Genomic DNA, 16,023 nt, shown 5'->3' with positions numbered 1-16,023 from the left:
ATCTTAGGCCCCGATCAATACGCTGCTGCGAACATAGTTTGACAGGGCAGCCGGCTCGCCCACCAAGGTGCCTTCACGATCCGTCAGACCTATCTCGGCAAGCCATGTCTCGAATTCCGGTGCCGGCGGCCGCTTCAATGTCTCGCGGCAATAGACGGCATCGTGATGGGAAAGCGATTGATAATTCAACATGATGTCATCGGCGCCGGGCACCGTGATGACGAAGTTCACATTGGCCGCGCAGAGCAGCGTCAGCAGCGTATCCATGTCTTCCTGATCGGCATCGGCGTGGTTTGTGTAGCAGACATCGACACCCATCGGCAGGCCGAGCATCTTGCCGCAGAAATGGTCCTCGATGCCGGCGCGAATGATCTGCTTGCCGTTGAACAGATATTCGGGGCCGATAAAGCCGACGACGGTGTTGACGAGCATGGGATTGAACTCGCGCGCGACCGCGTAGGCGCGCGTCTCCATGGTCTGCTGGTCGATGCCGAAATGCGCATCCGCCGAAAGCGCTGCACCCTGGCCGGTTTCGAAATACATGATATTCGCGCCCGGCATGCCGCGCTTCAGCGAGCGACCCGCCTCATGCGCTTGCCTCAGAAGCGCCAGATCGACGCCAAAGCCCCTGTTGGCCTTTTCCGATCCCGCCACCGACTGGAACACGAGGTCGACGGGAGCATGTCTTTCCATCGCCTCGATCGCCGTCGTCACATGGCCGAGGCAACAGGTCTGGGTTGGGATTGCGAGCTTTTCGCGCAGCTCGTCGAGCAGGGAGACGATGCGGATATAATCTTCGGTGCTGTCGGTTGCCGGGTTGACGCCGATCACGGCATCTCCCGAGCCCATCAGCAATCCATCGATTGCCGATGCAATGATCCCGCGGCTGTCATCGGTCGGGTGGTTTGGCTGGTTGCGGGTCGAAAGCCTTCCGCCAAGCCCGACGGTATTGCGAAAGCGGGTCACCACGCGGCGCTTGGCTGACACCGCAATCATGTCTTGCAGCCGCATGATTTTCGAGACGGCCGCCACCATTTCCGGCGTCAGCCCCCAGCAGACCGCTTCCAGGCGATCCTGCGTCGTCTCCGGCCTCAGCAACCATTCCCGCAATTCTCCGACGGTCAAGGTCGAAATCGCGGCAAATGCACGCGGATTATGCTGCTCCAGGATCAGCCGGGAAACCTCGTCCTCATCGGCTGGAATAAGCTCCTCGTTCAGGAACGCCTTGAGCGGCAGATCGGCCAGCGCCATCTGCGCTGCCAGCCGTTCCACCGGTCCATCGGCGGCAATGCCGGCCAGCTGATCGCCGGAACGTTCCGGCGTGGCCTTGGCCAGCAATGTCTTCAGGTCATCGAAGCGGAAAACCGTCTGTTCGATTGTCGTCTTGTAGGTCATGTTACGGCTCACCCGTTGATCAGCGCCAGCGCTGCGTCATGCAGTTTCGAGTTGGCCGATGCAAGAACCCGGCCATCTGAATGGACCGACAGAGCCCTTCCATCCCAGTCGGTAATGCAGCCGCCTGCACCCTCCACGACAGGCACAAGCGCCAGGTAATCATAGGGTTGCAGTCCGGTCTCCAGAACAAGGTCACAGTGTCCGGAGGCGAGAAGGCCGTAAATGTAGCAGTCGCCGCCGAAGCGGCGCAGCCGCGTTGCCCGTGAAAGCCGCTCGAAGCGTTCGGCATCGGTGCCGATGAACATGTCGGGCGAGGTGGTGTAGAAGCGGGCCTCCGACAGGCTTTCGCAGCCGCTGCTGCGGGCGATGCTTCCATCAAACAGTGTCTCGCCCGGTGAACCGATCCACCGCTCTCCGGTTGCCGGCATATCGATCAGGCCGCAGAACGGCTTTTCCTCATGGGTCAGCGAAATCAACGTGCCGAAAAGCGGAAATCCGGTGATGAAGCTCTTGGTGCCGTCAATGGGGTCTAGCACCCAGGTAAAGGCGTCACCCGGCTTGATGCCCATTTCTTCGCCATGGATGCCATGGCTCGGGAAACGGTCTTCGATCATGTCGCGAAGCCGCTTTTCGATTGCACGGTCAGCCACCGTGACGGGGCTTTCATCGAGCTTGGAGATGACGTCCAGCGGTGTGCGGAAATAGGAGAGGGCGAGGGGACGTGCGGCGTCTGCCAGTTCAACGGCAAAGGAAAGATAGGTCGCGGCATCCGCCGGCCTGATTGGATCGATGGGCATCAGAGAGCCTTCAGGAAAAGCGGCCAGCGGGGATCGTGGATGATGGAGCGGGCACGCATGTGCTTCCAGATCCCGTATTTGTAAAAGTCGAAGTCGAGCGTCGAGATGCGGTTCTGCACCATGGCCCAGGTGCTCCACTTGATATCGGCAAGCGCCTTGTGGACGATAAAGCGGGCATGCCGGGATTTGTCGTAACGGCCGAAATATTCCTCGATAATGGCGCAGTCGATGTCTTCGGAGAAAAACATCTCGCCGCTCCAGATCGCGAGATCGTAGAGGCGCTCGTTGTTCGAGGCATATTCGAAATCGATCAGCTTGATCGACTTGTCGTCGCCGATCAGGAAATTGCCCGGCATCGGGTCGTTGAAGCAGGCAACGAGATCAAGGCCTGAGGCTTCCAGCGCTGCGCGCGCCTGCTTGTAGGAGCGATAGAGCCAGTCGTGATCCAGCGGCCAGTAGCCACCGAGTTCGCGCACCTGGGCGAAATGTTCCTCGATCATGTCGAACACGGTCTTGGTGAGCGGCAGGGCCGGGGCCTGATGGAAATGGCGATAGACCCGCACGGCTTCGTTGCGGATGGCCGGATCTGCGAAATCGCGGTGGGTGGACGGTCGCCGTCCCTCGATGAACTCGGCAATTTCGATGTCGAGATGGTTGAGGTAGTCGAATGTTCGTGGGCCGACGCCAATGGTTTCCGCTTGCTTGCTTGCGGCGGCCGCTGCCTTGCGATCGATGAACATTTCCGTGCCGCGGCCGGGTATCTTCAGAAAGTAGCCGAGGTCTTCTCCCTCGACATCGATGCGGAAATTCGTGTTGCTGATCCCGCCGGATACGGCGCGGTAGCTGAGGCGTCGCCCCTTCCATGGCTCCACCTGCACGATGGCAGCTTCCACCGCCCGCTCGGCATCGGATCGCGCCATTCCCAGTTCCTTCATCACCATGTTCCCTTTTTTGTATTTTTTTAGAGAGCCCGCAGCTTTGCCTCGAAATCCGGATGGCCAAGCAACATCCGGCATCGAAGAAACCGCCAGCCGGCATATTTGAGGAATTCGATGCCGCGCGGTGGCAAGCGCAGTTCAAGAACCAGGCTGCGCAGCGCCCAGTAAAAATCGTCGGCGGCGGCATAAGCGCGGCATCGGTTGAAGGCGCGCTCGCTGAAGGTTCCGTCGTGCATGTCGAGCAGCGGCTTCATCTGGCTTTCGAACTGGTAAAGTTCGTTCATCTGCACGCCCAGCTGGTAATAGGGATCAATGTCTGCGGCCATGTCGAAGTCGACAAGCTGGATCGCGCCGTTCGGACCCAGCATGACATTCGATGAATGGGGATCGCCATGGGCGGGCTTCAGATCGATGCCGGAGGCTTCGATGGCCTGACGGATCGGCCCCATCCAGGACAGCAGCCACTCGGCATCGCCGGGCAGATCCATCGCGCCCTCCGTGACGATTTCCCAGAGCTGTGTGATCCCATCGAAAACGGACCAGTTGCGGCCGAACGATACGCCTGCGGCAATCTCTTTTTGCACACCGATAAGCCGCGCGACGGTTTCCGACGGCATCAGGTCGTCGATCTTCGCCGCTTTCCAATCCTCGCCGAGACCGGTGAAAAGCGTGCTGTGGCTGGCGGCGTCGTAGCCAAGCGGTTGTGGGGCAAAGCCCAGCTGATGAAGGCGCACCGCCGCGGCAAAGGCTGCCTCGCCGTCCACGAGATCGGCAACTTCATCCAGACCCAGCCGCAGAAAGAAAGGCGTCTCGCCATCCTTGGCTGAAACGAGGAAACTTTGCGATTCCACGGCGTGATAAGAGGGTGAGGCGACAGCCGGCATGGCCGGTGCGCAGGAGGGGGCGTCTCCCAGCCTATCGGCGAAGGCGGCAAGCGCCTTCTCGACCCGGCTTTGCACCCCAGTTACGGCAGATCCCGGTTTCGTCATTCGGCCGCCTCGCTGACTTCCATCACCTGAAGGCCCTCGCAGGCAATCCTGTAGAGCATGTCCGCCAGGATTTGCGTTCCCAGCGCCTGATCTTCCGGCGAGGTGAATTCGGTCGGATGATGGATGACGCCGTCACGGCTGTGGACGGCCAGAACCACCGAGGGGCAGGTATCCGACATGGCCACCGCATCATGACCGCCGATTGTATCGAGCGGGCGAGCCGTCTCGCCAAGCCGGGCGGCTGCATCTTGCGCCAACGCGATCAGGCCGGAGGAAAACGAGCCTGCCTTGCGGCGATCAATGGACCGTACCAGCGATGTCACGCCAGCCTTCAGCGCGGCGTCCTCGATCCGGGCCAGCATCTTGCGCTCGGCCTCTGCCAGAACCTCAGGGACGGCGGAGCGCAGTTCGATGAAAAGCACGGCTTCCGCCGGGACCACGTTGGGAGAATTGGGGTAGACCTCGAGGCGGCCGACTGACGTGTGCAGTTCAAGGCCATGTTCGGTAGAGATCTGCTTGAGATCGGCAATCAGATAGGCCGCGGCCAGCAGGGCATCTTTCCGGTCTGCCATCGGGGTCGCCCCGGTATGGGCCTGGCGGCCAAGGAAGGCGAGACGATATTTCGTCGCCCCCCAGAAGCGCGTGAAGATGCCGAACCGCTCTCCGGCATTGCAGAGCGTCGTGTCGCCTTCGATATGCAGTTCGATCAGCGCCTCTGGAATTTCCACTTGGTCGGTTCCGGCATAGCCGATCTCGTTCAGCGCCTCGCGCACGGAAATGCCATGGCCATCGGTGCGATCCAGTGCCCATTCCAGATCGGCGGCACCGGAAAAGACGCTGCTGCCGAGAAGGCTCGGCTGAAAGCGTGCGCCTTCCTCATTGGTCCAGTTGACGATCTGGAAATTGCAGGCCGAAAGGCGGCCTTCCGCCTTCAGCCGTTCCTGAACGGACATCACGGCCTCACAGGCAGCGATCACGCCGAGTGCGCCATCAAAACGGCCACCGTTCGGCTGGCTGTCGAGATGCGATCCGACCATGATAACAGGCGCGTTCTGGCCGGCGAGCGTCAGTTTGCCGAACTGGTTGCCGATGGGGTCCACGGCCTGTTCGAAGCCGTTTTCGGCAAACCAGCGGCCCAGCCAGTCGCGCGCCATGCCATCCTCGCGGGAAAGCGTCTGGCGGTTCATGGAGCCATCCGGTCCACCTCCGAAGGTGGAGACGGTTTCCATGAGTGACTGGAGCCGTTCGGCGTTGATCGGGGTCGGGGAGGCGGGGACGTCAGGCATGTATGATTTCCACATTGGATTGATTGAACTGGTCGGAAAATTCCCGGGCCATTACACCGCTCGTCACGACGGCATCGATATCGGTGAGGCCAAAGGTATGGATGGAACCGAGCCGTCCGAACTTGGAGCTGTCGGCCACCACGACGGAACGTTTCGCCTGCGCCTTGGCGACGCGGCGCAGGATCGCCTCGTCCTCACCGAAATCCATGAAGCCCCGCTCGCTGTGAATGGTGCTGATGGCGATGATGGCGAGATCGAAGAAATGCTCCTTCAGCGCGGTCACTGTCTCGTGTCCGTAGGTCGCCTGATATTCGGGGCGCATTCTGCCGCCGAGCACGCGGATGCTGGCCTGCGGCATGTGGAAGAAATGGGCGGCAACGGCCAGCGAATTGCTGACGATGGTGATGTCCTTGCGCGCTTCCAGGTGCTTTAGGCAGGCAAGCGTCGTTGTTCCGGTATCGATGAACACTTTCATACCATCCTGAACCAGCGCGGCGGCGGCTTCGCCGATCCGGGCTTTTTCCCGCGCGCCGAGGCGCAGGCGGTCCGAAAAGGGTTGGTCGCTTTCCTGCAGTTCAAGAACCGCCCCGCCGTACACGCGCCGAGCATAGCCGCGCGTCTCCAGTTCCTTGAGGTCGCGCCGGATCGATTCCTGGCTTACCTGCAGATGGTCGGCAAGCGCATTCACATGCACACGCTGCTTCTGCTTAAGCATGTCCAGAATGACCTTGAGGCGATTTTCCGTGAAACTCATGAATGCACCTTGGATGAGCAGTGGCGCGGCACCGGCAAACCGGGGCGCGACGATTTTCAGGCCGAAACCAATTTCGGAGCGGGTGGCACGTCCCCGCCGGCAACGGATGGAACGAGATGACAGGCTGCGAAATCCTGGCTGCCGCGAACGGTGAGCACAGGTTGCAGGCTGCCGCATTTCTCCATGGCACGCGGGCAGCGGGACTTGAAGCTGCAACCGTCGGGAATGTTGATCGGGCTTGGGGGCTCGCCTTCCAGCAGGCAATCCTGCGGCTGGTATCGACGTTCTTCCAGCGTCGGCATCGCGCTCAGCAGGGCCATCGTGTAGGGATGGCCTGGGTCGAAGAACAGGCGCTCGTTATCCGCGAGTTCGAACACTTCGCCCAGATACATCACCGCGACTCGGTTGCAGACCTTCCGGACCATGGCAAGATCGTGCGAGATGAATATGTAGGTGAGATTGTATTCCTTCTGTAGTTTCTGGAAGAGATCCAGCAGCTTGAACTGCTCCGTCTGGTCGAGCGCCGAGAGCGTTTCATCCATGATGAGGATTTCTGGCTCCAGAACCAGCGCACGGGCGACATTGATGCGCTGGCGTTGCCCGGCACTCAGGCCCAGCGGCAATTCCTCGTAAAGATCGGCGGAAAGCCCGACCTCACCCATCACCTTCAGGATACGCTCGCGGATCTTTGCGCCGTCTTTCCAGCCATGCGTACGCAGCGGTCCCTCCAGCATCTTGCCAACGGAGGTGCGTGGCGGCAGTGAACCGAACGGATCCTGAAGCACCATCTGGAGCCTCTTGCGAAAGGCCAGAAGAGCCTTGCCGCCGAGCCCTGCGATATCATCCCCGCCGCACAGGATCTGGCCGGCACTTGGCGTTTCAAGCCGGCTCAGAAGTCGCATGAGCGTGGACTTGCCACAGCCGGATTCGCCGACAATCGCAAAACTGTCTCCGCGGCGGATATCGAAGGTCACGTTGCGCACGGCGCGCACGTGGTTGAAGCCGCCGAAGCCGGTGCGCTTGCGGACCTTGTAGACCTGCGAGACGTCGCGCAGGCTCAAGACCACGTCACGCTTGTCGTCAAGGCGCGGCATTTTGGTCTTGCCGCTCCATATCTTCGGCGTCTGTTCGACAAGTTCGCGCGTGTAGGGATAAAGGGGAGAAGCAATCAGCTGCTCCGTTTCCTGCTCTTCGACAATCCGGCCTTCCTCCATCACGAGGATGCGGTTGCAGGCTTCGCGCGCGACGGGCAGCGACGATGATACGAAAAGAACCGCCGTATCGAAACCGGCAGAAAGCTCCTTCATCAGCCGGATGACCTGGGCCGCAACGGTGACATCAAGCGGCTGGGTGACGTTGTCGGCAACCAAAAGGGCAGGATTGGTCGCCAGCGCATCGACGATCAGGGCCCGTTGCATCATGCCGCCGGAAAACTGCGAGGGATAATCGCCGAAGCGGCTGGCGGCCGAGGGAATGCGCACGGCATCCAGCAGTTCTATCGTGCGCTGCCGTGCCTCCTGCCGGGACGTGCCCGGCACCACGGCACAGATCTTTTCGACGATCTGCACGCCGACCGGCAAGGTCGGGTCAAGCGCGCCCATGGGGTTTGCCCCGACATAGGCGACGCGCCGGCGCAAGGTGCGCATCTCCATCTCGGAAAGGCCGTAGATGTCCTTGCCTTCGAACAGCACGGTGCCGGAGGAACGGGCAAGCGGCGCGTCCAGCCAGTTGACGACCGCCTTCGACAAGACGGTCTTGCCCGAACCGCTGGCGCCGACGACGCCGACGATTTCGCGGGGGGTGAGCGTGAAGGAGATGGCGTCCAAAATAGTCCTTGCCGTGCCGGCTCGACCGGCGGCAACGGACAGGTTTTTCAATTCGAGAAGCGGCTGGCTCATTGGTCGGACCCTCCGTGAATGGTGTTGCGGGCACGTTCCAGCGAGGCGCCGACAAGGTTGATGCTGGTGAGCGTCAGGCCGAGGAAAACGCCGGGCATGGTGGCAATCCACCAGGCATTGAGAAGGTATTTTCGGCCATCCGCGATAATGTTGCCAAAGGTGGGCGTGGGCGGCTGAACGCCGAGGCCGAGAAAACCGAGGATCGATTCGAAGATCATCATGCGGGCAACATCCAGCACCGAGGTGAAGATAACCGGCGGCAGAAGCAGCGGCAAAAGCAGGCTGAGGATGATGCGGATGTCCGTCGAGCCCCCGAGCTTTGCCGCGCGCACATATTCGCGCTGTCTTTCGGTCATGACGATGCTGCGCATGATACGGGCATAGACCGGCCAGCTCGACAGCCCGAGAACCAGAATGATGGCGGGAATGGTCGGCCGGGATACGCCAAGCACGGCGATGGCAAGGATAATCATCGGGATCGACAGCTGCGCATCGGTGAGGCGCATGATCAGCATGTCGATCCGCCCGCCGAAATAGCCAGCGATCGTGCCCAGTGCGCAGCCGATAAACAGCGTGACGGCGACCGAGGACACGCCGATCAGGAAGGAGTAGCGAAGCCCGACCAGCGAGCGAACCAGCATGTCGCGGCCGATCTGGTCGGTGCCGAGGGGGTGGAGCCAGCTCCATTTGTCGCCAAGGAAGAGGGGCGGCAGAAGCCGGGCGCGGACATCCATCTTCGTCGGGTCGATGCCGCTGATTTCCGGATAAAGGGCAGCGGCAAGCGCCAGAATGAGAAATATCGCAAGGCCGACGCGGAAGCCGGGCGCCGACACGGCGCGATCAAGGATACGCCGCGAAATGGAGCGGCTGGCAGCCTTGGTCACGACAGGGGTTTCCAGTGCGGATGTAAGGGCCATCAATATTCAAGCCTCGGATCAATGGTGGTTGCGACGAGATCGACGGCAATGTTGATGAGCACGAAGATGGCGCTCGTGACGATGGCGATGCCCTGGATGAGCGGGAAGTCGCGCTGGAGCACGGCATTGATGGTCAAAAGCCCAAGGCCCGGATAGTCGAAGATATATTCGACGATGATCACGCCGCCGAGCAGGCTGGAAAACTGCACGCCGAGCAGGTTGAGAAGTGGCACCGATGCATTGCGCAGGGCATGGTTGACGATGATGCGCGAACGCGACAGGCCGCGCACGCGCCCGACCGAAACATAGGGCTCCATCATCTGTCCGGATACTGAGCTTACCAGCGTGCGGATCAGCACCGGCGACAGTTCGACCGCAAGAACGATGGCGGGCAGGATTGTATAGGCAAAGCCCTGATATCCGATGGCAGGCAGCCAGGCGAGCTTGACCGAAAACAGCAGCGCCAGCACGATGCCGAGCCAGAAATTCGGCAGTGAGATGAAGATCGAGGATATGTAGAAGGCGAGCTTGTCGGGCCAGCGGCCGATGGCCAGCCCACCTGCAATGCCGATGATTGCGGAAAACACAAGCGCGATCACCAGCGTGACGGCTGCCAGCTGAAGGGTCATCGGCAGAGCGTCGAAGATCAGGTCGAACACTTCTGCCCGTTCGCCACGGGTGGTATCGTTGAAGTTCGCGCCGCCGGTCGAGGCGCCATTTGCGGGTCGCACGAAGGACTGTCCGAGGTCGCCGTGGACAACGCCGCCCATATAACGGCCGAATTGCACGAGGATCGGGTCCCGCAGGCCCATGTCGGTGGCAATCTTTTCGATCAGGGCTTCAGGCGCCATGCCGCCCGCCATCAGGCGCACCGGATCTCCCGGCACGACCCTCAAGAGGGTGAAGATCAGCAGGGAGACGAGGAAGATGATGATAATGCCCTGAAAAAGGCGCCGCAGCAGGAAATTCACGGTGAACATTCTATCGCTCCCCTCGAGGATTCACGGGAAAGACCGCACGCCGCGATGGCGCGGCGTGCGGGCGAGAAGCGTCTCAGGCCGCGGGCTTGGAGGCGTCGATCGACCCGTCCGGGTAGATGTACATGCCCTCAAAGTCCTTCTGCATCGCGTGAATCATGACGGAGGTGAACAGCGACAGGCACGGCATCTTGGAGGCGATAAGCGGCATCGTCTCTTCCTCAAGAACCTTCTTTCGCTCTTCGAGCGTGGGTGCATTGCGTTCCTTGTCGAGGCTGGCGTCGAGGTCCTTGTCCTCGATGCCGCAAATGCGGTGCGATGAGGAATGGAAATGCGTGCGCAACACGAGGTCGGGTTCCGGAGAGGCCGTCGACCAGCCGCAATCGACCATGTGGCCGGGACCACCGCCTGGGCGATGATAAAGCTGCTCGTTCCAGGCTGCCGGTTCAAGCACCGTCAGGCTGACGTTGAAGCCCTGCTCCTGAAGCATGGCGGTGACCAGTTCGCCATATTCCTTGGTCTTCGGATAAAAGCCGACGGAGGTGATGTATTCGAGCGCCGGCAGGCCCTTGCCCTTGGGAAAACCCGCTTCGGCCAGCAGGGCCTGCGCCTTTTCCGGATCGTATTTCGGGTAGTTCGGCAGGTCAACATAACCGAACTTCACCGGCGAAACGAAGTTGGACGAGGCGTGGCCGGCCGAGCCCATCAGTTCCATGATCATCTCACGGTCGATGGAGTGGCAGGCGGCGAGGCGAATGCGCGGATCGTCGAAGGGAGGCTTGGAGCAGCGGAACCACAGATACTTGTTTTCGACCGAGACGACCTTGTTGATGTAGATCGCCGGATTGTCCTTGATCGAATCCACCTGTTCCGGCTCTAGACGCTCCACGATGGAGGCCTGTCCGTTCATCAGCGAGAGCATGCGCGTGGTGGAATCGCCCGTGAAGGTGAAGTTGATGCCGGGTATGGCCGGCTTGCCTTTGAAGTAGCCGTCGAAGGCTTCCATCACCGTGTCATTGCCGCGCTGGGCGACGAACTTGAACGGGCCGGTGCCGTTGAGACGCTGCGACAGCGGGCCGCCGGGACCGCCGGCCACATCCTTGGCCGACATGATCGGCAGGAAGGAAGCGAGGAAGATGAAGAGGTGTGCCGGATAGCCGCCCTTGGAGGTGTCCACGATGACTGTGTAATCGTCGGGTGTCTCCACGGTCAGCGTTTCGCTTGGCCCCGGATACCACTGGGCCGGCCGGTCGGTGCGGGAGCCGTATTCGAACGTCGCCTTGACGTCCTCGGCCTTGAACGGCTTTCCATCGTGAAACACGATGCCCTGGCGCAGCTTGATCTGGAGGCGATGCGGGTCCAGCAGCTTGATCTCGGTTGCCAGCTCGTAGACGACCTCGCCGGGGTTGTCGAGCTTCATCGGCGTGCGGGTGAGAAAACCCATGACGAAGCCTTCGATATTCTTCTGCGACAGCGTCGTGTGGGCCGTCGGATCCCAGTTGCCCGTGATGTTTTCAGCCGACAGGAAGGTCATGGTCTTGCCGGTCTGTGCAAAGGCCGACGAAATGAAAAAGTCAGGATTGATCTGCATGTAACCTGCAACGGCGGCTGCACCCGCGGAGCCTTGCAGGAAGCGACGACGATTAAATTCCGAACCCATTGAGTTCCCCTTTTTCTTTTGGAAACCGTCAGATCACTCAAAACGGTCAAAACAGTCATTGCAAAAGACGTGCCAAATGGAAGAATTGGGGGATTTGCGATCTATCGTGCAATAGCAGCTGTGGTTTTTGACTGCTTAAGTGGCCGTATGACGTTTTTTTAAGCGGTGCAGCAGATCGACCTGCGCATGACGGGGGGCAGGAGCGTGCTTCGTCATCGGACTACGCCCGAGTGCTGTGCGAGGCATGATCCTGGCTACAACTCAGACAGCACCGGTTGCCCGTCCATGGAAAGGCGATCACGGATTAAGGCGGCGAGGACAACGTGGAAGCGGAACATCGGTTACCCTTCAATGCCAGCCAGCTCCATTGCGAGAGCAAGGAGCATCGGTTCAACCCACATCTCTTCATATGAAGGATAGCGCCATACCCGCTAGACGCCTCGCCGAAGAAACTTCCGGTCCTGCTGAGTACCGCCTTCGCAGCGTCGCAGATGCGCAATTACCCGGAAACATGCACGGTGGGACCAGTGATGACGATTTGAAAGCCGACATCAACAACCGGACATATGCGACGCCGGATGAAGCCTATCACGCGCTGCTCCTTACGCTTTGACCGGTTGATCGGGCCTGCTCAACACGGGAGGCGTGCGATGCGCCCATGGGCTCGCCTGTTCCAGTTGCGCCGCAAGCGCATACAGCCTGTGCTCGCCTGCAAATGGTGCGGCAAAATGCGAGCCGATCGGCAGGCCGGCAGCATTCCAATGCAGGGGAACGGACATGGCGGGCTGGCCGCTTGCATTGAACAAGGCGGTGAAGGGCGAAAACGAATGGAACGTCTCGATGAGATCGGACAGGCACTGGTCATCCTCGACGGTCAGTGTTCCGATCAATGCCGGCGGTTTTGCCATCGTCGGCGTCAATATGAGATCATATCTGTCCATCAGGGCTGCCATGCGACGGCCGAAGGCGTGAATATAATCAACCGCCGCCGCATAGTCCGCGCCTGACCGATCGCCCTTTTCGCGCAGGATGACGCGGTGGCGCGGCTCCAGCGCTTGCTCGTCCATCGGCTGGCCCGCCATGCGCGCCATCATGGACAGGAGGCTGCGGGTCTGGCAGCCGATAATGGTGAAGACGGTATCGTAAAATTCAAGAGCATCGACCGGCAGTGTAACTTCTTCCACATGATGGCCGAGATCCTCGCAAAGCGCCGCCGTGTTCATCACCGCCTGCACGCAATCGGGATGGCTGGCCCAGGGTGTCAGGTGCGTGACAAGGCCAATCCGCAGCCCCTTTGGCGCAGCGCCGGTCGCAGCGTTCAGGAAGCTTCCGTCGTAAAGCGGCGCGGCATAGGGCGCGCCTGGATCGGCGCCGGCCAGCTGGTCGAGCGCCGCGGCGCTGTCGCGCACCGAAAGCGTGATCACATGGCCGGTGCTCATTCCCGCCCAGCCCTCGCCAATGGCAGGTCCCATCGGCATCAGCCCGCGGGAGGGCTTCAGGCCGAACACGCCGCAGGCGGATGCGGGCACGCGCAGCGATCCGCCGCCGTCATTGCCATGCGCGACGGGAATGACGCGGGCGGCAACCATGGCGGCCGCACCGCCGCTCGATCCGCCGCAGATGTGATCGAGCGACCAGGGATTGCGCGTCGCACCGAACAGCCGCGATTCCGTCGTATACGAACTGCCGAATTCCGGCGAGGTGGTCGTGCCGAAGATCGTGAAGCCGGCCTTGCGGATGCGCGTGACAATTTCGGCATCGAAGGGCATCACGACCTGCTCCGACAGAAGCGACCCATTGGTCATCCGCGCGCCCGCAACCGGCGTGAACAGATCCTTGATGAGGATGGGAACGCCTGCGAAGGGGCCAGTGGGCGTGGGCGCGGACAAGTCTGCAATAGCCCGGTCCGACAGATCCTGCGCGAGTGCATTCAGCTGCGGGTTGACCTTGCTTGTCCTGCCGATGGCATCGGCAAGCGCTTCACCGGCACTGAGCGTGCCCTTTTTGATTTCTTCGGCAAGCGCCAGGCCATCGAGAGGTGGGGTCAGTTGCGACATATTCAGTCACCCATTCATTTGTTCATTGATCGGCCGCGCCGGCACCCCGGCGAGAGGATGCTGGCGTCATTGACGGTATGATCAGGACGCCGTCGCTCCATCGACCGGCCGTCCGCCCTTCGTAAGCCCAACCACCAGCCATGCGGCTGCAATCAGAAGCGTAAAGCTCGACCAGGTCATGATGCCAGCCGGAAGGCCTTGCGGCATGCCCCCGAAGGGAGCGGCGAGCGCCAGGACGATGAAAGGGCTGGCGAACTGCCCGAGATAGAGGAAGGATGCAAAACCACCGACACCGCGGGCGCGCAATCGGGGTGGAAGCTTGACCAGCAAGGGCAGCGATGCATTGGCAACCAGAAAACCGGCTCCAAAACCCTGGACGACCATTGCCAGCAAGACCACCGGATAGGAGGGGGCAAGCGCCAGGATGAACAATCCCGCCGCCATCGTCGCGACCAGAAAGGCATTGACGCCGGCGACACCGATGCGATTGCGCAGGATAGGCCAGGCAATGGAGCCGCCCAAGGTGGACAGGATCGACAAGCCGGCGGCAGCGCCGATCAGTGATGTGGACGTCACCCCCATGGCAACCAGCACGTTCGGTGTCATCACGGCAGCGATAAAGCTGGTGACCATTCCGGTAAAGATCAGGAAATAGGCCCCGGTCACGGTCAGCCAGAGACCGCTCTCTGCGCGGCCAGGCCCTTCGACATCCTCCTTGCGGCGTTCGGGCTCCCACAGCAGCAGCATGATCGCGGGAAGCATCAGGATGGGCGCGAGATACAGAAAGAAGGGTGTTCGCCAGGAGCCTTCTCCGGCGACCCCGCCAATGACGAAGAACAATGCACCGACGATACCAATCGTTACCACCTGACGGGAAATGTAGCGCATCCGCTCAGCCGGTTGCCAGTAATCGGCAATCAGCGTCGTGCAGCAGGTCATGATGATGGCTTCCGCGCAGCCAAACAGCAGGCGCGAGATGAGAATGAGGTTGATGTCGGCCAGAAGGGCCGGCATGACGCCGAAGAGGGCGTAGAGGACAGAGCCTATCAGCAGCATGGTCTTGCGCCCGACGCGGTCGGCAAGCAATCCGGCCAGCGGCGCAAACAGCGCAATCGCAAGCGCCGGCCCTGCAACGACAAGCGGGATCAGCTCGACCGACTGCGGGTTGATGGCGGCAAATTCGGCGGTGATTTTTGGCAGCATCGGGGCGATCATGACGGAGCCCATGATGGTGAGACTGCTGGCCAGTTGAATAATCAGCCCCTGCAGATGACCGGCCTGTTTGAGCGTGACGGAATGATGATCCATGATGCACTCCCTCAAAAAGACATGGCCACGCGCAGGGCAACGCTATAGCCTTCCGCATGGTTTTCGGCGCCGAATTCCTTGTAGGCATGCAGCGAAACCAGCGGCAGTCCAGGCTGGAAGAAGTTGATCGCAGGACCCGCCGCAAACACCCGTGACCGATTGCCATCCACGACACCTGGCCCCTCGTCGTCGGTCAACTGCTGATAGGCGTAACCTGCAAGCCCGATCGTCCAGGCATTGATATGCTGGCCTATGGCAAATTCCTGCATATATTCGACACCGCTCCGGTAATCGGTCGCCGGGTTGACGGTATTGAAGTTGACGCTCGCTTGCGTCGACACTTCAAAGCCGCTGTCGGAGAGATAAGTAGCGCCGACAAAGGGCGTGATTGTCCAGTGATTGACGCCACCGTTGAAGGCATTGGACGTATCGTAATGTCCGGTTGGCATCTGGACCTGCAGGCCCGCATTGACAAAGAGGTTCGGCGGCGCCTGCCAGCCGAGAAGGATCGGGATGATCTGCGCATCGCCCATCGAAAAGTCTTCGCCTGAGATATCCAGCGGACCAATCGGCGTTGAGACCGACAGGCTGCCATTGATCTTGATCATGGGAAGGACCCCGCCAAAGCCGACCTTGGCGCCGAGCAGTTCCAGGTCTGTCATGTAGAAATAGGCAAGACCCAGCGTTTCGACATCGAGGTTCAGATCGTTGTTCACGGTATGCCCGGAGGCATCCTTCGATTTGGTCGCGGAATAGTAGGTCACGCGAAGACCGAAGGTGCCGTAGGGTGTCGAAGGTGGGGTCATGCCCGCACCAAAATCGGTGACACCCATCGGCGTGATGTTGCTACCCTGCTCGACGGCGTGCGCCGGCGAGACGGCAAAGGCGGTCACGGATAGAGCAGACACAAGCAGTGTGGTCGCGCACAGGGCTGTGCGTTGCAATTGAGACATCATCGTTCCCCAGGTTTCTTAAATGAACCGATGGAACAATTGTAGAAACGCAAATGCGCGAAGCGTTATCCGTTTTGGGAAGTCGTAAGGCTGT

Annotated in this window: 13 protein-coding genes; all 13 read right to left on the bottom strand. The window is 60.7% G+C overall.

The features are described 5' to 3' along the window. Positions 1-3: 3 nt before the first annotated feature. The 13 genes from AC4CWF_RS24995 to AC4CWF_RS24935 all read right to left on the bottom strand — a co-directional run bounded on the left by AC4CWF_RS24995 (position 4) and on the right by AC4CWF_RS24935 (position 15,929). A complete protein-coding gene (locus AC4CWF_RS24995; RefSeq protein WP_491286515.1) occupies positions 4-1,395 on the bottom strand; it encodes an ethanolamine ammonia-lyase subunit EutB in 1,392 nt (463 codons plus the stop codon). Positions 1,396-1,403: 8 nt separating this feature from the next. Then, complete coding sequence (gene hisN, locus AC4CWF_RS24990; protein ID WP_491286513.1) at positions 1,404-2,192, bottom strand: histidinol-phosphatase; 789 nt, start codon at positions 2,190-2,192, stop codon at positions 1,404-1,406. Beyond that, positions 2,192-3,127 carry a phosphotransferase gene (locus AC4CWF_RS24985; protein ID WP_491286511.1) on the bottom strand — a complete coding sequence of 312 codons (936 nt, stop codon included), beginning with the start codon at positions 3,125-3,127 and terminating at the stop codon, positions 2,192-2,194. The genes hisN and AC4CWF_RS24985 overlap by 1 nt, the downstream gene beginning before the upstream one ends. Positions 3,128-3,153: 26 nt before the next feature. Beyond that, entirely contained in the window at positions 3,154-4,119 is a 966-nt protein-coding gene (locus AC4CWF_RS24980) for a phosphotransferase (RefSeq protein WP_491286509.1), read from the bottom strand. Further along, positions 4,116-5,405 (bottom strand): Zn-dependent hydrolase, encoded by a 1,290-nt coding sequence (locus AC4CWF_RS24975; RefSeq protein WP_491286507.1) that lies wholly within the window; start codon positions 5,403-5,405, stop codon positions 4,116-4,118. Before AC4CWF_RS24975 ends, AC4CWF_RS24980 begins: the two co-directional genes overlap by 4 nt. Beyond that, the gene (locus AC4CWF_RS24970) at positions 5,398-6,159 is read right to left on the bottom strand and encodes a DeoR/GlpR family DNA-binding transcription regulator (protein WP_491287809.1); all 762 of its coding nucleotides are present in this window, start codon (positions 6,157-6,159) and stop codon (positions 5,398-5,400) included. Before AC4CWF_RS24970 ends, AC4CWF_RS24975 begins: the two co-directional genes overlap by 8 nt. Before the next feature lie 56 nt (positions 6,160-6,215). Further along, the gene (locus tag AC4CWF_RS24965) at positions 6,216-8,057 is read right to left on the bottom strand and encodes a dipeptide ABC transporter ATP-binding protein (protein ID WP_491286505.1); all 1,842 of its coding nucleotides are present in this window, start codon (positions 8,055-8,057) and stop codon (positions 6,216-6,218) included. Continuing rightward, positions 8,054-8,974 (bottom strand): ABC transporter permease, encoded by a 921-nt coding sequence (locus AC4CWF_RS24960; RefSeq protein WP_491286504.1) that lies wholly within the window; start codon positions 8,972-8,974, stop codon positions 8,054-8,056. Before AC4CWF_RS24960 ends, AC4CWF_RS24965 begins: the two co-directional genes overlap by 4 nt. Further along, a complete protein-coding gene (locus tag AC4CWF_RS24955) occupies positions 8,974-9,954 on the bottom strand; it encodes an ABC transporter permease (protein ID WP_491286501.1) in 981 nt (326 codons plus the stop codon). Before AC4CWF_RS24955 ends, AC4CWF_RS24960 begins: the two co-directional genes overlap by 1 nt. 73 nt (positions 9,955-10,027) lie before the next feature. Next, positions 10,028-11,611 carry an ABC transporter substrate-binding protein gene (locus AC4CWF_RS24950; RefSeq protein ID WP_491286499.1) on the bottom strand — a complete coding sequence of 528 codons (1,584 nt, stop codon included), beginning with the start codon at positions 11,609-11,611 and terminating at the stop codon, positions 10,028-10,030. Positions 11,612-12,213: 602 nt separating this feature from the next. After that, entirely contained in the window at positions 12,214-13,668 is a 1,455-nt protein-coding gene (locus tag AC4CWF_RS24945) for an amidase (RefSeq protein ID WP_491286497.1), read from the bottom strand. Positions 13,669-13,749: 81 nt separating this feature from the next. Beyond that, positions 13,750-14,976: an MFS transporter gene (locus tag AC4CWF_RS24940; protein WP_491286495.1), complete on the bottom strand. Its 1,227-nt coding sequence runs from the start codon at positions 14,974-14,976 to the stop codon at positions 13,750-13,752. An 11-nt stretch (positions 14,977-14,987) separates the two neighbouring features. Then, positions 14,988-15,929 carry a SphA family protein gene (locus AC4CWF_RS24935; RefSeq protein WP_491287807.1) on the bottom strand — a complete coding sequence of 314 codons (942 nt, stop codon included), beginning with the start codon at positions 15,927-15,929 and terminating at the stop codon, positions 14,988-14,990. Positions 15,930-16,023 lie beyond the last annotated feature (94 nt).

The organism is Neorhizobium sp. PAMB6630 (genome assembly GCF_058242775.1).
This window is presented reverse-complemented; position numbering and strand designations above follow the sequence as displayed.